At 41.2% G+C, this 18,090-nt stretch carries 13 protein-coding genes and 2 tRNA genes; 9 read left to right on the forward strand and 6 right to left on the reverse strand.

Annotated elements, in window-relative coordinates; genetic code table 11:
• The first annotated feature begins 11 nt into the window (after positions 1 to 11).
• A complete protein-coding gene (gene putA, locus ACE2AL_RS13520; RefSeq protein ID WP_375083591.1) occupies positions 12 to 3,995 on the forward strand; it encodes a trifunctional transcriptional regulator/proline dehydrogenase/L-glutamate gamma-semialdehyde dehydrogenase in 3,984 nt (1,327 codons plus the stop codon).
• A 207-nt stretch (positions 3,996 to 4,202) separates the two neighbouring features.
• On the opposite strand, the gene fliZ is transcribed toward putA, so the two are convergent.
• On the reverse strand, positions 4,203 to 4,718 hold the full coding sequence (fliZ, locus tag ACE2AL_RS13525; RefSeq protein WP_206086740.1) for a flagella biosynthesis regulatory protein FliZ: 516 nt from the start codon (positions 4,716 to 4,718) through the stop codon (positions 4,203 to 4,205).
• 1,023 nt (positions 4,719 to 5,741) lie between these two features.
• Between fliZ and ACE2AL_RS13530 the strand changes: the two genes are divergently transcribed.
• The gene (locus ACE2AL_RS13530) at positions 5,742 to 6,050 is read left to right on the forward strand and encodes a DUF5339 domain-containing protein (RefSeq protein ID WP_102139566.1); all 309 of its coding nucleotides are present in this window, start codon (positions 5,742 to 5,744) and stop codon (positions 6,048 to 6,050) included.
• 116 nt (positions 6,051 to 6,166) lie between these two features.
• Here ACE2AL_RS13530 and mgtA read toward each other — a convergent pair whose 3' ends face one another.
• From mgtA to cspE, 4 genes are all read right to left on the reverse strand, one after another.
• Positions 6,167 to 8,869 carry a magnesium-translocating P-type ATPase gene (mgtA, locus tag ACE2AL_RS13535; RefSeq protein ID WP_375083592.1) on the reverse strand — a complete coding sequence of 901 codons (2,703 nt, stop codon included), beginning with the start codon at positions 8,867 to 8,869 and terminating at the stop codon, positions 6,167 to 6,169.
• 148 nt (positions 8,870 to 9,017) lie between these two features.
• Positions 9,018 to 9,716, reverse strand: a complete 699-nt coding sequence (locus ACE2AL_RS13540; RefSeq protein WP_219249123.1) for an MgtC family protein — start codon at positions 9,714 to 9,716, stop codon at positions 9,018 to 9,020.
• A 425-nt stretch (positions 9,717 to 10,141) separates the two neighbouring features.
• Positions 10,142 to 10,330: a protein DsrB gene (dsrB, locus tag ACE2AL_RS13545; RefSeq protein ID WP_206086736.1), complete on the reverse strand. Its 189-nt coding sequence runs from the start codon at positions 10,328 to 10,330 to the stop codon at positions 10,142 to 10,144.
• A 104-nt stretch (positions 10,331 to 10,434) separates the two neighbouring features.
• Entirely contained in the window at positions 10,435 to 10,647 is a 213-nt protein-coding gene (gene cspE / locus ACE2AL_RS13550) for a transcription antiterminator/RNA stability regulator CspE (protein ID WP_004909801.1), read from the reverse strand.
• Between the two features lie 484 nt (positions 10,648 to 11,131).
• Here cspE and ACE2AL_RS13555 point away from each other — a divergent pair, with 484 nt between their 5' ends.
• From ACE2AL_RS13555 to ACE2AL_RS13565, 3 genes are all read left to right on the forward strand, one after another.
• Positions 11,132 to 11,635 (forward strand): YlaC family protein, encoded by a 504-nt coding sequence (locus ACE2AL_RS13555; RefSeq protein WP_206086735.1) that lies wholly within the window; start codon positions 11,132 to 11,134, stop codon positions 11,633 to 11,635.
• A 136-nt stretch (positions 11,636 to 11,771) separates the two neighbouring features.
• Positions 11,772 to 11,847: transfer RNA gene (locus ACE2AL_RS13560), tRNA-Asn, on the forward strand.
• Positions 11,848 to 12,100: 253 nt separating this feature from the next.
• Positions 12,101 to 12,176 (forward strand) — tRNA-Asn (locus tag ACE2AL_RS13565).
• A gap of 55 nt (positions 12,177 to 12,231) precedes the next feature.
• Here the strand turns inward: ACE2AL_RS13565 and ACE2AL_RS13570 are convergent.
• Complete coding sequence (locus ACE2AL_RS13570) at positions 12,232 to 13,134, reverse strand: LysR family transcriptional regulator (protein WP_272538693.1); 903 nt, start codon at positions 13,132 to 13,134, stop codon at positions 12,232 to 12,234.
• A gap of 130 nt (positions 13,135 to 13,264) precedes the next feature.
• Between ACE2AL_RS13570 and ACE2AL_RS13575 the strand changes: the two genes are divergently transcribed.
• Genes ACE2AL_RS13575 through ACE2AL_RS13590 form a run of 4 tightly spaced genes read left to right on the forward strand, consistent with a single transcriptional unit; the run spans position 13,265 to position 18,078 of the window.
• Complete coding sequence (locus tag ACE2AL_RS13575; protein WP_375083593.1) at positions 13,265 to 14,803, forward strand: MFS transporter; 1,539 nt, start codon at positions 13,265 to 13,267, stop codon at positions 14,801 to 14,803.
• A 23-nt stretch (positions 14,804 to 14,826) separates the two neighbouring features.
• Positions 14,827 to 15,879 carry an HlyD family secretion protein gene (locus ACE2AL_RS13580; RefSeq protein WP_375083594.1) on the forward strand — a complete coding sequence of 351 codons (1,053 nt, stop codon included), beginning with the start codon at positions 14,827 to 14,829 and terminating at the stop codon, positions 15,877 to 15,879.
• Positions 15,879 to 17,324 (forward strand): efflux transporter outer membrane subunit, encoded by a 1,446-nt coding sequence (locus ACE2AL_RS13585; RefSeq protein ID WP_375083595.1) that lies wholly within the window; start codon positions 15,879 to 15,881, stop codon positions 17,322 to 17,324. Before ACE2AL_RS13580 ends, ACE2AL_RS13585 begins: the two co-directional genes overlap by 1 nt.
• Positions 17,305 to 18,078, forward strand: a complete 774-nt coding sequence (locus tag ACE2AL_RS13590) for a siderophore-interacting protein (protein ID WP_375083596.1) — start codon at positions 17,305 to 17,307, stop codon at positions 18,076 to 18,078. The genes ACE2AL_RS13585 and ACE2AL_RS13590 overlap by 20 nt, the downstream gene beginning before the upstream one ends.
• Positions 18,079 to 18,090: the final 12 nt, after the last annotated feature.

Here is an 18,090-nt window from a genome sequence, read left to right on the forward strand (position 1 = left end):
GAGGAATTAAGATGAGTAGCACGACAACTATGGGTGTGAGACTTGATGAAGCAACTCGTGAACGCATTAAAAATGCCGCTCAACGACTGGATCGCACATCACACTGGCTTATCAAGCAAGCTATTTATAATTACCTAGAACAACTCGACAATAACCAAATCATTCCTGAGTTATCCGCCGGTATCGATGCAAAAGAAAATCAGACAGGAGAAGAAGACACCACAGTAGAATCTAATTATCAGCCATTTTTAGATTTTGCAGAGCATATTTTACCACAATCAGTAAAACGCTCTTCAATTACTTCCGCATATCGCATCCCAGAAACGCAAGCTGTACCAATGTTATTGCAACAAGCACAACTGCCAACTGAGCAGGCAGAGGCAGCGCATAAACTGGCTTACTCCATTGCAGAAAAATTACGCAATCAAAAAAATGGTGTAGGTCGTTCCGGGTTAGTACAAGGGTTGTTGCAAGAGTTTTCACTTTCGTCCCAAGAAGGTGTAGCATTAATGTGTTTAGCCGAAGCCTTATTGCGCATCCCTGATAAAGCCACTCGCGATGCATTAATTCGTGACAAAATCAGTAACGGAAATTGGCAATCTCACCTAGGGCAAAGCAGCTCAATGTTTGTGAATGCTGCAACGTGGGGCTTATTATTTACAGGTAAGCTAGTTTCTACTCACAACGAAGCTAAACTGTCGACCTCATTAAACCGCATTATCAGTAAAAGTGGCGAGCCACTAGTACGTAAAGGCGTAGACATGGCGATGCGTTTGATGGGCGAGCAATTTGTTACAGGCGAAACCATTTCCCAAGCCTTAGCGAACGCACGTAAGTTAGAAGACAAAGGCTTTCGCTATTCCTATGATATGTTAGGAGAAGCTGCGTTAACAGAAAAAGACGCCCAAGATTACATGGTGTCATACCAACAAGCGATCCACGCTATCGGTAAAGCGTCAAATGGACGTGGTATTTATGAAGGCCCAGGTATTTCAATAAAACTATCAGCCCTGCACCCTCGCTATAGCCGTGCACAATATTCACGCGTTATGGATGAGCTATACCCACGCCTACTTTCTCTTGTATTACAAGCACATCAATATGACGTAGGGATTAATATTGATGCAGAAGAGGCTGATCGCTTAGAAATCTCATTAGATTTACTCGAAAAACTGTGTTTCGAGCCGCAACTTGCAGGCTGGAATGGAATTGGCTTTGTTATTCAAGCTTATCAAAAACGCTGTCCATTTGTGATTGATTACATTATCAATTTAGCAGAACGCAGCCAACGTCGTTTGATGATCCGTCTAGTTAAAGGTGCTTATTGGGATAGCGAAATTAAACGCGCACAAATTGATGGTTTAGAGGGTTATCCAGTCTATACCCGTAAGGTTTACACCGATGTTTCATACATTGCTTGTGCTCGCAAATTATTATCTGTACCAAATTTAATTTACCCACAATTCGCAACGCATAACGCACATACCCTCTCCGCTATCTACCAAATTGCAGGTAAAAATTACTACCCTGGCCAGTATGAGTTTCAATGTTTGCATGGGATGGGTGAACCACTGTATGAGCAAGTAGTCGGGAAAGTGGCAGATGGCAAACTTAATCGCCCATGCCGTATCTATGCCCCTGTTGGTACCCATGAAACGTTATTAGCTTATTTAGTTCGCCGCTTATTAGAAAATGGCGCAAATACTTCATTTGTTAACCGCATTGCTGATGCAACTATTCCGTTAGATGAATTAGTCGCAGATCCTGTGAAAGATGTACTTGAGCTATCTAAAACAGAAGGCCAAATCGGTTTACCCCACCCTAAAATCGCTCTCCCACGTGATTTATACGGGAATGAACGTGTTAACTCTATGGGCCTCGACCTGTCGAATGAGCACCGTTTAGCTTCTTTATCAAGCGCACTACTCAGCGCTGCTATCCAGCCTAAACTAGCAGAGCCTTTATTGGGTGGCGAGTTCTCCACAAAAGATACGCTTCCAGAAGCTCAAGCAATCCTCAACCCTGCGTGCCATAAAGATATTGTCGGTCATGTTCGTGAAACGACAGAACAAGAAGCCGATCATGCGTTAAATATCGCCAATGACGCAGGCACAATTTGGTTTGCAACCCCACCATCAGAACGTGCCGCTATTTTATTACGCGCAGCCGATCTCATGGAACAGCAGTTGCAACCGCTACTCGATGTCTTAGTTCGTGAAGCTGGCAAAACCTATTCGAATGCCATCGCAGAAGTCCGTGAAGCGGTAGATTTCTTGAATTATTATGCGACACAAGTCAAAAATGACTTTGATAATAATACCCATCGTCCATTAGGACCTGTGGTATGTATCAGCCCTTGGAACTTCCCGCTTGCTATTTTCTCTGGGCAAATTGCTGCTGCACTCGCTGCGGGCAATACTGTACTAGCCAAGCCAGCAGAGCAAACACCACTTGTCGGTGCCATCGCCGTTTCAATTCTTCACCAAGCGGGTATTCCTCGTGATGTATTGCAATTTTTACCTGGTAAAGGAGAAACTATCGGAGCCCAGTTAGTCGGTGATAAACGCGTTCGTGGCGTCATGTTTACGGGTTCAACGGAAGTCGCGGGGTTATTACAGCGTAATATTGCTGGTCGCTTAGATGCCCAAGGCCGCCCTACCCCATTAATCGCAGAAACTGGTGGATTAAACGCCATGATTGTCGACTCCTCCGCATTAACAGAGCAAGTCGTCACAGATGTGGTTGCTTCTGCATTTGATAGTGCAGGCCAACGCTGCTCCGCATTACGTATACTTTGTGTTCAAGAAGATGTTGCCGATAGAACCATACGTATGTTGAAAGGCGCTATGGAAGAATGTCGCATGGGGAACCCAGAACACCTTTCCACCGATATCGGCCCAGTGATTGACCGTGAGGCGAAAGATAATATTGATCAACATATTCAACAAATGCGTAGCAAAGGAAAACCTATTTTCCAAGCGGCATTTGATCATTCCGATGATACAAAAGAGCAACACGAAGGCACTTATGTTAAGCCAACATTAATTGAGTTGGAAAACATTAGCGAGCTGAAAAGAGAAATTTTTGGCCCTGTTCTTCATGTGGTTCGTTTCAAACGTGATGAACTTGATATGCTCGTTGATCAAATCAATGCAGCGGGTTACGGCTTAACTTTAGGTGTTCATACCCGTATTGATGAAACCATCAACCAAGTCGTCAGCAAAGCTAAAGTTGGCAACTTATATGTCAACCGAAATATGGTTGGCGCAGTGGTCGGTGTGCAACCATTTGGTGGCGAAGGGTTATCAGGTACTGGACCAAAAGCGGGCGGGCCGTTATATCTCTACCGTTTATTAAGTGAACGTCCAGAGAGTGCGGTGACGAATACGCTTGCACGTCAAGATGAACACTTACCAATGGATGCTAGTGCACGGGCCGAATTACTTGCACCTTTCGATGCCTTTACTGTATGGGTAGAAAAACAGCAGGCACCTGTTGATCAATCCGTTCTCGAACAATTTACGCGTTATACTCAAGCAGGGACTACTCGACTTTTACCTGGCCCTACGGGTGAAAAAAATACCTATACATTACGTCCTCGTGGCCTGGTTTTATGTATTAGTGACAATGAAAATGACTGCTTAATTCAACTTGCAGCGGTTCTAGCGGCAGGTTGCCAATCCCTTTGGCCTGATAGCGAAACTCACCAAAAACTATTTAAACTGCTTCCTGAGAAAGTCCGAAAAACCATCTCAATCACCAAGCAATGGCAGGGTTCTAAAGAGACAATTGAAGGTGTTATTTACCATGGGGATAGCGATCAGTTAAAAGAAGTTTGTGCAGTTATCGCTGAACGTAAAGGGCCAATTATCTCTGTTCAAGGTTTTGAGCGTGGCGATACGAACTTATTAATAGAACGACTTGTTCACGAACGTTCATTGAGTGTCAATACCGCTGCAGCGGGAGGGAATGCAAGCTTGATGACCATCGGTTAAATACAATAAGGCCTGATTTCATGAATAATTGAAGTCAGGCCTCTTCATTTTTCTTTTCAATGATTTTCATATAATTAATCTTCGTATTCTATTCAGATTTGATATTTATTTTGAACCGCTAAAAACGCAAAAGGTGCCCATAGGACACCAATTCATTAATGAATAGATATTGATTAACCACAAAGTAGGTTATCTACTCTATTCTTATTACTGCACTTTTTCTGATTCCCAGAATAAATATTGTTCATATTTACGTAATGCAATATTGTAATTACTAAATGCTGAGTCTGTCATTTTTTCGCTTAATTGTTCTTGAACTTTACTTGCAGTAAATTCTTTCATTGAAAAATTAGAAGAAGATAACAACTCATCTAAGCGGCGTAAGCGAACAACATACTCACGAACGGTACTGTGGCTCATCTCAGTCTGTAAGAATAAATACTGTTTAAATGACATAATATCAAAATAATCAGTATTGCTATTGCAGTAAATCTCACTACAAAAACGGCAAAGTGCAGTAAATTTACCTTGCAGCTCTCCCCAAGTTCCTTCATCAACCAATTCGGTCATATCAGCGATAGCTTCTTTATTTAAGATGTCATCGTTGAAAACCAAAGAGATACGATCAAGAGTTTTGTGGCAATGTGCACAATGAGTTTGGCTGTGTTTAAAATCTTTGATGTAACGACTCAGAGGCCGTTTCTTTACAATAGAAGCAGACATAATGGTAAAGCCCTGTGTGTAAGTCTAAAAATAAAATTGTAACAAGATAAACCGAGTTACATACTTGTTATGCCCATAGCATTAATAGAATGTCTGCTATGTTGCATTTAAATACGGGTAAACCCGTATATTATTTTCTCACTTTTTCTTTAGGAGAATGATCCTCCTAAGAATGTAATGTAAGAAAAATTATTGCCCTTTATGAAAAATATTTTACCCCGTCTATCGCTCTTTGGCGAATTTCCAAGGTGAGTCAATTTTGGTACGAATTTGATTTAGCGTCAACCTAATTAACTTAAATTTTGTTAACTCTATACACATAGCGTTAACGAACCTTATAAAGGCAATTATTCATTAGACAGACCAAAGGCTCAGACTTTACCTGATTATCCTATCTTCGTACAAAGAAAATTTGATTTAAAAATCAATATTATAGCTATTCAAAGATTTAATTGATAAATATGTGAAGCTGCTCACCTTTTTCATCTATTATTGCATCTTAAATGTACAGATATTAATGCTTAAAATATCTCATAGTTTAGCGTTATTCAATTTACGTAAACTTTTCATTACATTTTATAACTATTTTTAAACACTCAACCCTATATACAAAAATGTTATAAATAGCATTAAAAGTGTTATATGGGTTTTAATTGACTTTATTTCGTTCTATATCACACTTTCAGGGGCTTATTTTCTAATGAGAAATAACTTTACAGAAATTACCCATTTCAACTTAATGCCAGTCTTACCCTTTTAGTTTTATCTTAATCGAGGGAGTATTACACTAATAATGAATACACCCTTTTAAACAGCGGTTAATACTGTGATTTTTAATGAGTTCCCCATAAATAATATATAATCCAACTACCCATGCTTCATATTGCAATATTATTCACTAACATAGTTATTTTTATAATTACTAATTAAGATATTATTTTAGGATTAGTTACATTTGATATTAAAAACTTCTCTTATATACTTCATTTGCTATATAAATAAATAATTTTAATAAGGTTGATTATGAAAAAGTTAATTTTAGCTTGTGGTATGGGTTTATTGGCACTGACAATCACTGCTTGTTCAGAAGAAGAGAAAAAAGGTGAAGTTGCTGGTGCAACTGAAACTTGTAATGCTTACTTCGCTGAAGTTGATAGCTTAATTGCTAAAGCTTCAGAAAACCCACAAGCAAAAGCTCAGTTAGATGCGATGAAAGGTCAACTGGAAGAAGGTAAAAAACAAGTTGCCGCATTACCTAAAGATCAGCAAGATAAAGCTTGCCAACAAGGTATTGATGCAATGAAACAAATGAAAACGGCTTTAGGTCTGTAATCGCTTAGATTATTTCAGAGTACTGCAATTTTCCAAGAAAGGGCCCATTTGTGGCTCTTTTTTATGCAAAAAGGAGAACCTTCCTTGGTTCTTCTTTTTATTAATTTATCAATATGTTATAGCCATGTACCAAAGCGCTTGATATAAAATTGTTTCATCAATTGTGCGACAATACAGTAACTTACTAATGTTAACGCTAACCAAGGGAAATACTCAATTGGTAATGGTTGTAACCCAATCATGGTTCCAAATGATGAAAACGGGATATATAAGCCTAATGCCATAATTAATCCCGTTGTTAACATCACAGGTAGTGCCGCCGTGCTTTGAATAAAGGGTATTTTTTGTGTTCTTAACATATGAACAACCAAGGTTTGTGATAATAACCCTTCAACAAACCAACCTGATTGGAACAATGCTTCATGAGCCACACTATTTGCTTGGAATACATACCACATCAAAGCAAACGTGGTGATATCGAAGATAGAAGAGGTTGGCCCGATCCAAATCATAAAGCGACCAATGTTTTTCGCATCCCATTTACGAGGGCGTTTTAAGAACTCTTTATCCATTTTGTCCCAAGGTAATGCCAGTTGGGAAATATCGTACAGCAAATTTTGTACGAGCAAATGAATTGCTAACATGGGTAAGAACGGAATAAATGCACTAGCAATTAATACAGAGAACACATTCCCGAAGTTAGAGCTCGCTGTCATATTCAGGTATTTGATAATATTACCAAAAGTTTCCCGTCCTTTAATCACTCCCTGCTCTAATACCATCAAATCTTTTTCCAGTAAGATGATATCCGCTGATTCTTTTGCGATATCAGTACCCGTATCAACGGAAATTCCCACATCAGCATCACGAAGCGCTGGCGCATCATTAATTCCGTCCCCTAAAAAGCCGACAGTATGTCCATTTGCCTGTAATCTTTTTAAAATTCGGGATTTTTGCAATGGCGTCAGCTTACAAAAGACAGAAACCTGCTCAACTTTTTGGCTCAACTCTTCATCAGACAACGCTTCAACTTCCAAACCCGTCATGATTTCACTGATATTTAGCCCAACATCATGGCAGATTTTCTCCGTAATGATGGCATTATCGCCAGTCAATACTTTGACGGTGACACCATTTTCACGCAACGCCGCGATTGCAGAAATCGCACTTTCTTTAGCAGGATCCAAGAAAGTTAAAATACCTTGGAGCTCAAGTTGTTGCTCCGCTTGAGCAGATAATGGCAGGCTAGCTTCATGTTCATTTAATGCTCGCGTCGCTAGCAACAGTACCCGAAATCCTTGTCGGTTGTAATCACTCACTAACTCTGTGACTCTTGCTCTCGCTTGCTCATCTAAAACCTGAGATTCACCATTTTGTTGATAACTTTGACAAACAGCGAGCATTTCTTCAGCAGCACCTTTACAGATAAGTAACGCATTTCCCTCTGGCGTCCTTACCGTTACCGATAATTTTCGTCGGATAAAATCGAATGGCAACTCATCAATTTTCTGGAATACTTTTAATTGTTCAACCTCACTATTCCCTCTTCCACGGCGAATAATGGCCTGATCCATCATATTTTTAGCACCACTTTGATGAAAACTATTCAGCCACGCGAGTTGCAGAATTTTACTATTTTTCTCACCATGACTATCAAGGTAATGTTCTAAAATGATCCTATCTTGCGTTAACGTTCCCGTTTTATCTGTGCAAAGAACATCCATTGCGCCAAAGTTTTGGATAGCATTCAACCTTTTGACAATCACTTTGTGCTTAGACATTGCAATTGCCCCTTTCGCCAAGTTTGAACTGACGATCATTGGAAGCATTTCAGGGGTTAACCCTACAGCAACAGCTAAAGAAAACAGCGTTGCTTCGAACCAATCACCTTTTGTAAATCCATTAATCAATAAGACAATTGGAACCATAACTAGCATAAAACGGATCAATAGCCAGCTGACACTATTTACCCCCTTGTCAAAAGAGGTTTGTGCTCGACTACCAACGATTGATTTTGCTAGCGAGCCTAAATAGGTTTTCCCACCCGTTGCCACCACAATACCGCGAGCCGTTCCGCTGGTGACGTTAGTACCCATTAAGCAAATATTTGATATTTCAAGTAATTCATTTTCAGTGGGCGATACAGGATCAAGGTTTTTGGCGGAAACATCCCCTAATGTGTCATATTTCTCTACAGGGATAGATTCACCAGTTAAAATCGCTTGGCTAATAAATAAGTCTCTCGATTCAACGAGTTTTAAATCGGCGGGAACCATATCTCCAGCGGATAAAAGAACAATATCCCCAGGGACTAGGCATTTAATTGGAACTTCTTTACGAATTGAACGCCCTGTTTTATTGTCCCGACGAAACACCGTTGCGGTCGTTCTAACCAAAGATTTGAGCGCTTCAGCGGCTTTATTCGTCCGATATTCCTGCCAAAAACGCAATAAACCACTTAGCAGAACCATCGTAACAATAATGATAACACCCGTTAAATCTGTCTCTTCTCCTTGACGCTCAGGGATCAGATAGTCCGTGAAAAAGCTGACTAACGCCAACACAATCAGAACAAAAATAAATGGGTTTTTAAATGATGAAAGCAGCTGCTTCCAAGCAGGAGGGGCTTTTTCATGAGCAACCTCATTTTCACCCTCAGTCACTAAGCGATCCATCGCTTCATTGTCTGCTAGGCCTAATAAATTGGTTTGATACTCATTTAGCACTTGCTCAATATTTTTACTCGCTTGCTCGCCAACAATAAATTTTTGCCGTGCAGGCGCTTTAACGCTTTTGCGTTGGTGTCTTATTTCAGTCATAACGTTGTCTCTAATACAACACTTGTGTATTTTTACGCTATCCAACTGAAAATAAGGCTATTATATCAGTTGGATAGCTCCAAGTTTCGTCTCCATGACGGAGGGTGATCGTCCATTTCGGCTCCTATAGTGAGTTAATTGTTTGCATTCAAGCCGGAAGCTCTGATGCCACTTTCCAATTGATAGCACTTACGCTTTGCTCAAGACTGATTCTACAAACTAATGCTTCAATCTCTTTTTGCTCAGCGGGTGTTGCCAAAAATTCAGCACAAACCTCAAGTTGTTCTGTTTTTAATGTGTCAGCACTACTTAACGATTGCAGTCGAATGTGTAACCCATTAATAGCTTGTAAAATAAGGGTTCTAACTAAAATCTCGTCTTCTTGATGGCACATAACGCGGATTTTATAACGTTGTTCAACATCTAAGGCTTGAACTTGAGGCTGCTTATTGATGCGAGAAGCCGCTTCTCGCAATAAAATATTTGCACATAAAATCAATAAGGTAGCCATCAATGCGAGTGAATATTGCCCCAACCCGCATAACACGCCAATCCCAGCAGAACACCATAACGTTGCCGCTGTATTCAAGCCTCGAATATTCATGCCTTCACGCATGATGACACCCGCGCCCAGAAAACCGATCCCTGAAACCACTTGTGCAGCAATACGGCCAGGGCTATCAGGTGATGTCGTGACAGAACTTAAAATAAAAACAGCAGCACCCGTTGCAACTAATGCGTTGGTTCTCAGTCCCGCCATACGTTGACGCCATTGGCGCTCAGCACCAATTAAGGCACCGAGGCACATTGCCGAGACAAGATTTAAAATATCAGGAGTAAAAAGCATAATAATTCCTCCAAAAAATAATTTGGATAATCTTTTATATGCTTAATAAAAAGCACATAGCCATAATTTGAATCAATAAAGATTCAAGAATAATTAGCTATTGCCTGGAGGAAATAGAGAATAAAAATATACAAACATGATACACACTCAATACAATAGTAATAAGCTATTAATTAAATATAGAATAGTACTTTGTGTACAATATAAGGGTGTATGTATGATGGGATACATCAGACACCGCCCGCCTTAGTGGCAAGCAGTGAAAAGAAAAGACGATTACTGGCTTGCCGTTAAATTAAGTTTTTATTCCAACTCTGACTGTCCAAGTAATAATCTCCTAAATAATTGATGGGTGGAGTATAGGTGGGCTAATTTACGAAGTAAAGAACAAATTTTTAATAAATTTGAATTTAATTAAAAAACTATTATTCAATTAATGTGACAAACGTGCCTTCGTTGCCTTCTTTTTCATTAAAAAACCAAATACCTTCTGGGTAATCAGGTAATGCAATTAAATACATTACACCTTCATTAAAAGGTTCGATAAGTAAAATTGTTCCTTCTCGTCGCTCTTGCCCATCTGTTTTCACATAAACACGATCATTAATATTCATGACATCTATTTTCCAACAAAATAATATTAATCATAAATGTAACGCATACGAAAAAGCCCGTCATTAAAAATGACGGGCTTTAGAAAATCAGTTCAGCAATTAGCTTAGATAGCAGTTACGTTAGCAGCTGCTGGGCCTTTTGCACCGTTTTCAATGGTGAATTCAACTTGCTGGCCTTCTGCCAGAGTTTTGAAACCATTGCCCTGAATGGCAGAGAAGTGGACGAAAACGTCTTTGCTACCATCAGCTGGAGTGATGAAACCGAAGCCTTTAGACTCGTTGAACCACTTAACTTGACCTTTCATTTTGTCGGACATTTGACTTTTCCTATATAACATCAAAAAAACTTGCCTTTTTGGCATATACGGGCCAGAGTCAACTATTTAATCAGGGAAACACCAAGATGAAGCGTCACGGTCAAAGGCTATCTGTGATAACTTTCTTCTTTAGAACACACTAACTCAGTAATCATACATCAAATAGGACTGCTAAACAGGCCGATGCACATTAACTCATGACTTTAAGATAATAGCAACTATTTTATACATTCAATCCATAAAAAGATGCAGTTTTTTCGACTATGTCACTTTTATCCGCCATAACGTTAACAAAAACACTGCATTTAGTTGATAACTTAAAGAAAAATTTAATTACAAGGGCAAAAAAACCTTTTATTGTCAGTCAGAATTATCTGATCTCATGACAATCTGCATTAATATTTTTTTTAACTGATATATAACAATCTTGAGCCCTCGTGATACTCTGCGAGTATAGATTCAATATCTGACAGAGAGTTATCACATGGATATTATCAAACAAATACTTGTCGAAGATTTAGATACCATCAATAAACGTGAAAATCGTGATGGCAAACCGTATTTCAATAGCCAGTTCCTCGCAAACCACCCTTACTTATGTATAGGTATGATTGCAGCTTATATTCCGCTAGCCGTTATTCTTTGGTATGCGCCGTATTTTGGCCCATACTGGACGTTGGGTATTACTCTGTTATTTATTATTTTAGCTAGCGTGTTACTTTTTGATATTAAGCCAGTCTATCATTTCGAAGACATCGGCGTGTTAGATTTACGTGTTTGTTATAATGGTGAATGGTTCGTGACTGAACCTGTTTCTGAAAACGCAATTCGTAAAGTCCTTGATTCCAATGAAGTCAGTCAAACAATTAAACAAGAAATCACCCGTCTAATTGCATTAAAAGGCATGATCTCGTTTTACGATATTTATCATGTGGTTTACCCCGAAGTTTCTACACCAGTACAAGGTAAATTGGCTGCACAAAATTAATGCAATATCAATTGACTAGCATGAAATTCAGTCATATTGAGTAGTGATTGAGCAGTTGAGTTTTTTTTCAATTTTTATCGTTGACAGTCCGAGGTGATATCGTTAATATTCGCCTCGTTCTTAGGAACAAAGCAATTCCTCCATAGTTCAGTCGGTAGAACGGCGGACTGTTAATCCGTATGTCGCTGGTTCAAGTCCAGCTGGAGGAGCCAAATTTAAAAAGCCCGCTTAATGCGGGCTTTTTGCTATCTTGCATCCTCTCTATTTAACGTATAAATCTATTTTTTTCTTTCCTCGCTCTCATTGTGGCTGTCTATCCCCTCATTTAGTTAAAATCAGATATTTAGGTACAGATAATCGCCAGTTTGTCTATTTAACACCCACTTGACGATTTTTTTAATTTTTATGCTTTACAACGGGAAACAGGATGGGTAATATGCGCCTCGTTCTCAGGAACAAAGCAATTCCTCCATAGTTCAGTCGGTAGAACGGCGGACTGTTAATCCGTATGTCGCTGGTTCAAGTCCAGCTGGAGGAGCCAAATTTAAAAAGCCCGCTTAATGCGGGCTTTTTGCTATCTAACATCGACTAACTCATTATTCTTTTTCTAGAAAAAATTGCTTAATCGTTTGACGTAGCCATTGGTGCGCAGGGTCCCTATCCAGACGAGGGTGCCATGCTTGCACAATAAATATAGACTCCAGCTCAATAGGGAGTTCTATCTCAACAAGTGGCAAATTGATGCTTTTCACCCCTTGTAATACATGGCGCGGTAACGGCAAGATATAATCAGACTTCATTGTTAGCATCATAGCGGAATGAAAACTGGGTAACGTCAATGCCACCTTGCGTTGCAATTTCAAATCACGCAATGCATCATCAATTGGCCCTAAAGTCCGTCCCCTTCGTGAAACACTAATATGCGGATAATGCGTTAACGTTTCAGGTGTTACGTTGTCAAGAATTGGATGCCCAGGACGTACTAGCGCTTGAAACGTGCTCGTAAATAAGCTCTGGGCTTTAATTTCAGGGTGCCAATCCCGTGATGAGCCAATAACCAAATCCACTTTGCCACTACGCAAGGAGTCATCATCTATATCACTTTCTGCGATAAAGGTTAAACTACTTCGTGGTGCCAACTTACGTAATGTTTCTAATAACCCCCCACCTAGTGCCCCAATAAAAATATCATTCGCACGTATGACAAATGTTCTTTCAAGGGATTCGGGATGAAACAACTCATCAGGTTCAATAAGTGCTTGAGCTTGAGCTATAATTTCTGCCAATTGTTGTTTTAACTCTAACGCTCTGGGTGTCGGAACCAATTTTCGCCCTGCCCGCACGAGAATAGGATCATTAAATTGTTCACGGATACGGCCTAAAATGCGGCTCATCGCAGGCGCACTTAAATTCATTTTTTCAGCAGCACCGCTCACACTGCCTTCCTCCAGTAATAAATTCAGCGCATAAATTAAATTAAAATCTATTTTCTGTGGCATATTTCCCCCGCCCACGGATTGCGTTTTTTGCAATAAATTAATTACATCATTTCATTTTAAACAATCAAGTAAAATTTAGATACTACTGCTGAAATTGATAGAACAATTATTGAAACAGCAGGAGTTTGAAATGGTTGATGCGTCTATTACGCAACCTCAAAAAAACAAATGGATAGCCAGTGCAGGCGAGATCAGTGGCCGCACATGGATGGGCCTATTTGGTGTTTTTTTAGCGGTCATGGCGAGTGGCGTGGGAGAAAACGCCAGTAAATTCGCCCTTGGCGACATCCAAGGCGCAATGGCTCTAAATATAGATACAGGAAGTTGGTTAATCTCCTGCTATGTCACAGGTTTTGTTATTGGCTCGGGTTTTACACCCTGTTTTTGGCCTACTTTTTCATTACGCCGTGTAGCCTTAGTGATGTGCTCAATTTATCTACTGGGTGGATTAATTACACCTTGGTTAGGGGAGCACTACACATGGTTGTTAACCATTCGCAGCTTACAAGGCTTCGCGGGTGGTGCTTTACCACCGATGTTAATGACCGTTGTACTGCGCTTTATGCCCCCGCTAATTAAGGTGTTAGGGTTAGGTGCTTATGGGTGGGTTTCCGCGTGGAGTGCCACCTTTGGTGCAACCGCCGCCGCATTTGCATTTCACTGGGGATGGAGTGGTTATTTTTATTGGAATTTACCCTTAATGGCCATTGCAACCATTTGCATTGGCTATGGCTTACCACAAGACCCTCTTCGCTTAGAACGCCTTAAACAATTTAATTGGCGTGGTTTAATCCTTGGGGGAAGCGCTTTAGCCATGCTAACTGTAGGAATATCCCAAGGAGAGCGTTTAGATTGGCTTAATTCCTCACTCATTTATGTCTTATTAATTGGTGGATTAGGGCTACTTGCGCTGTTTCTCATTAATGAATGGTATCACCCATTGCCATTTTTTAATTTGCAGCTGCTTGGCAAACGAAATCTTTCATTTTCATTAATTACGTTGGGTGGGGTTCTATTGATTATGGTTTCACTAGTCAATATTACCTCTGGTTATTTATCCGCAATCCAAGGATATCGACTCGAACAGACCTCAGACATGATGCTGTGGGTATCACTCCCCCAACTAATTACGCTGCCTATCGTTGCGATCATTTGTAATACCCCAAAAGTGGACTGTCGCTGGGTATTGGCGATCAGCCTGTTATTGATGGCAGCGGCTTGTGTGCTTGCATCACAACTGACCCCTGATTGGCATGGAAATAATTTTAAAACCATTTCGCTACTACAAGCAATTGCTCAACCCATGGCCGTTATTCCGTTGTTGATGATGGCAACTGGGGGACTTTTACCGACCGATGGCCCATTTGCTGCTGCGTGGTTTAACGCAGTCAAAGGCTTCGCAGCAACAGCAGCAGGTGGTGTTATTGCCCTGTTAAGCCGCCAACGGGGGGATTTTCATTCAGGCGTAATTGCCGATGGCTACGGGACAGCATATCGCACAACCTCAGAGTCTATTGAAGAACTGACCCAGCTTGCCTCTAGTCAGGGATATGTGCTGGCTAGTGCTGATCTTTATATGTTGGTTTCAGGCTTAGCGCTGTTGTTAACAGGGCTGATCGTTGTGATGCCAACTCGAATTTATCCGCCACGGTCTGTAGCCGCGGCTTAGTTATTGATTATCAGGAATTAACAATGAGTAAAATTAAAATTAATAAAAGTGTTGCCCTTGCAATCGCGGGTATTTTAGTTGTCGTAGGCGGGCTATTAATTAATAAGTTCGCCATTAAAAAAACAATGCAAAATACCAATGATGCTTATATTCGTGCCGATATTTCGCGTATTTCACCCCAAATTTCAGGTGTTGTTACCCAAGTTTTGGTTCAAGACAATCAATGGGTGAAAGAAGGCGAATTATTAGCGGAAATTGACCCACGGGAATTCACTGTCGCACTTTCCCAAGCGATAGCACAAGAAAACTCAGCACGTGCACGCCAAGATGATGCTAAAGCGAATCTAGTACGCCAGTATGCGCTGATTTCTGCTGCGCAAGCTCAATTACAATCCGCACAAGCTGAGTTGCAATTTGCTCACCAAGAGAAAACACGCTATCACAAAATGGCAACGACTGGCGCAGGTTCACAACAAGCGGCACAACAAGCAACTACCCGCGTACAAACGATGACTGCCAGTGTTGCACAAGCCGAAGCGTCTTTAAAAGCGGCTAAGAATATGTTGCAAGTTTTACAAGCTAAGCAATCAGATAGTGACGCTGAATTGACATTGGCGCAAGCGAAGAAAGAAATGGCTAAACTCAATTTATCTTATACCCGTATTACCGCACCGATTGCAGGAGTAGTGGGTAAAAAAAGCCTGCGAGTGGGTGAGTTTGTTAAGCCTGGTGATGCGTTAATGGCAATTGTGCCCCAAGACAAACTGTACATTATTGCTAATTACCAAGAAACACAGTTGCAGAACATTACTCAGGGGCAAACCGTTGATATCAGCATTGATACGTTCCCTGGCCAAACCCTAAAAGGCTATGTTGACAGTATCGCACCCGCTTCAGGCGCTAGCTTTTCCCCTGTTGCACCTGAAAATGCAACAGGTAATTTCACAAAGATTGTGCAACGTATCCCTGTAAAAATTACCTTTGATATTAACAAAGAGAGTGCGGCGACAATGAATGCACTACGCGTAGGCATGTCAGCCGATGTGAGCATCAACACATTGGATGGGAGCCACTAATGAAAAAAACCGCCATTGCACTGGTTCTCGTAGCACTCACAGGTTGCCAAGCAGTTGGCCCCGATTACGTGCCACCGCAAGCGACTTTGCCAGAAAATTGGGGTGCTAACCAAAGCACCTCCTCCCTTCCTATCGAGTGGTGGAGCATTTTTGGTGATCCCCAGCTTTCAGAGCTCATACAACGCGCAACAAAAAGTAATTTAGATTTGCAATTAGCGACAGCGCGCATGCAACAAAGTCGCGCTTTATTAGGCATTGCCGATTCTGACTTAGCCCCTGATTTTAGCCTTGATGGTGCTTACCAACGCCAACGTGCAACATCAGTCGGTAGTATGGATCCATCAGGGAAAAAAGGCGAGTCTGACTTTAACCTCTGGCGCGGTGGGTTTAGTGCGGTTTGGGAGTTGGATATGTGGGGAAAATTACGCCGTGCATCAGAAAGTGCTCGTGCTAATTTTGCCGCATCAGAAGAAAATCGGCGAGCCTTGTTAACCTCTGTCACCGCAGAAGTTGCCACCGATTATTTACGCCTGCGTGCCATACAGCAACAAATTCAAGTTGCAAGAGAAAACCATGCAACCTCGTTACAAACCTTGGAACTCACTCAGGTACGTTTACAAAATGGCTCAGGAAACCAACTTGATGTGGAACAAGCGCAAGTGCAACTCGACCAAATCAATGCCTTGCTTCCTGTGCTAATTGATAGGGAAAATCGCCTAAAAAATGCCATTACCTTGTTGCTGGGCGAGCAACCTGGGGCGTTTAATGCCCAATTATCAACGAAAAAGAACCTCCCACAGTTAACTCAAATAGTTCCGATGGGCGTTCCGTCTGATCTTGCACTTCGCAGGCCAGATATTCGTGAAGCCGCAGAGCGCTTACACCAAGCAACCGCAGAAATTGGCGTCGCTAAAGCGGATTACTACCCACGGATCACGTTAACAGGTAATGCAGGCTACCAAGCCCTTGCATTATCCGATATGGGAAGCTGGTCAACGCATACGTTCGCCATTGGCCCCTCACTGTATTTACCCATATTCGATGGTGGAAAAATCAAACAACGTGTGACGTTAAGTGAGTACCGCCAACAAGAAATGGCAATTGCATACCAACAAACTGTTTTGCGTGCTTGGCATGAAATTGATGATGCACTTTCAGATTATCAGGCCCAACAACTCAGGCAAATACACCTAGTTTCTGCCGTTACCGCTAATCAGCATGCTTTTTCATTAGCACGGGATAGCTATCTTAATGGCGCCAGTGACTTCATGCATGTATTAAGCACCCAGCGCGCCTTGTTAGATTTGCAATCGGCACAAATTACGTCTCAAGAAGAAACCGCCCTTGCTGTAGTCAATCTATATCGAGCATTAGGCGGTGGTTGGGAACACACTTATCCGTCAAATATGCAGCAGGAGGATCCTCATGCACAATACAATGAATAAAATTGTGGGCGACATATTAGAAAAAGATACAAGGCGCAAACGAGAAGCTACCGTTAGCGCAGTGCAATCATTAACAAAAAAAATGCGACGGATTACCTTGAGTGGTGATGATGTCGATAAGTTTTTAGATGATTTAAGAGCTTACGAACCCGCAAGTTGGGTCAAGGTATTTTTTCCTTGGAAAGAAAGTTTAGCGGGTCGCGCTTACACCATTAGCGGGATCAATAAAATCAACAGAACCATTGATATCGATATGGTTTTGCATGGTGATGGCCCCGCATCTCGCTGGGCTGAAAACGCATTAATCGGTGATAGACTTGGTTTTGCAGGGCCGTGTTCTGGCGGGTTTAAACCGCTATCTGAAGCAGGTTGGTTACTTTTATTGGGTGATGAAACCGCACTTCCCGCAATGCGTCGTATTCTTGAATCATTGACGGAACAAATGCCTGTTTTCTGGTTTGCAGAGGTCAGTGATGAAGCAGAAATACAAACACTAAATTACCCTGACTTAATCGTCAATAGCTGGCAAATTCGCGACCGTCATTATGATAGCGTGATGAATAGTTCTCTAGTCCGAGCCATTACTCAATGTGCTCTGCCTGCTGAACCAGGCCAAGTTTGGTTAGCCTGTGAGCAACAAATTGCTGTTTATTTGAAGAATCATTTTATCAACGAAAGAGGGATCCCCAAAACCTCACTCTTCGCAAAAGGCTATTGGAAAAAAGGGGAATCTAACTTTAAGGGTGCGGTGTAAATCGCTTATCAG

It is taken from the genome of Providencia xihuensis (genome assembly GCF_041953405.1).
GTDB lineage: Bacteria > Pseudomonadota > Gammaproteobacteria > Enterobacterales > Enterobacteriaceae > Providencia > Providencia vermicola.

What these genes read in the sequence shown, in the direction of transcription:
- ACE2AL_RS13585 (WP_375083595.1), top strand. Translation starts at nt 15,879, where the DNA reads ATGAAAAAAACCGCCATTGCACTGGTTCTCGTAGCACTCACAGGTTGC.
- ACE2AL_RS13555 (WP_206086735.1), top strand. Translation starts at nt 11,132, where the DNA reads ATGGATATTATCAAACAAATACTTGTCGAAGATTTAGATACCATCAAT.
- ACE2AL_RS13570 (WP_272538693.1), bottom strand. Translation starts at nt 13,134, where the DNA reads ATGCCACAGAAAATAGATTTTAATTTAATTTATGCGCTGAATTTATTA.
- fliZ (WP_206086740.1), bottom strand. Translation starts at nt 4,718, where the DNA reads ATGTCTGCTTCTATTGTAAAGAAACGGCCTCTGAGTCGTTACATCAAA.
- ACE2AL_RS13590 (WP_375083596.1), top strand. Translation starts at nt 17,305, where the DNA reads ATGCACAATACAATGAATAAAATTGTGGGCGACATATTAGAAAAAGAT.
- ACE2AL_RS13580 (WP_375083594.1), top strand. Translation starts at nt 14,827, where the DNA reads ATGAGTAAAATTAAAATTAATAAAAGTGTTGCCCTTGCAATCGCGGGT.
- mgtA (WP_375083592.1), bottom strand. Translation starts at nt 8,869, where the DNA reads ATGACTGAAATAAGACACCAACGCAAAAGCGTTAAAGCGCCTGCACGG.
- ACE2AL_RS13530 (WP_102139566.1), top strand. Translation starts at nt 5,742, where the DNA reads ATGAAAAAGTTAATTTTAGCTTGTGGTATGGGTTTATTGGCACTGACA.
- cspE (WP_004909801.1), bottom strand. Translation starts at nt 10,647, where the DNA reads ATGTCCGACAAAATGAAAGGTCAAGTTAAGTGGTTCAACGAGTCTAAA.
- putA (WP_375083591.1), top strand. Translation starts at nt 12, where the DNA reads ATGAGTAGCACGACAACTATGGGTGTGAGACTTGATGAAGCAACTCGT.
- ACE2AL_RS13540 (WP_219249123.1), bottom strand. Translation starts at nt 9,716, where the DNA reads ATGCTTTTTACTCCTGATATTTTAAATCTTGTCTCGGCAATGTGCCTC.
- dsrB (WP_206086736.1), bottom strand. Translation starts at nt 10,330, where the DNA reads ATGAATATTAATGATCGTGTTTATGTGAAAACAGATGGGCAAGAGCGA.
- ACE2AL_RS13575 (WP_375083593.1), top strand. Translation starts at nt 13,265, where the DNA reads ATGGTTGATGCGTCTATTACGCAACCTCAAAAAAACAAATGGATAGCC.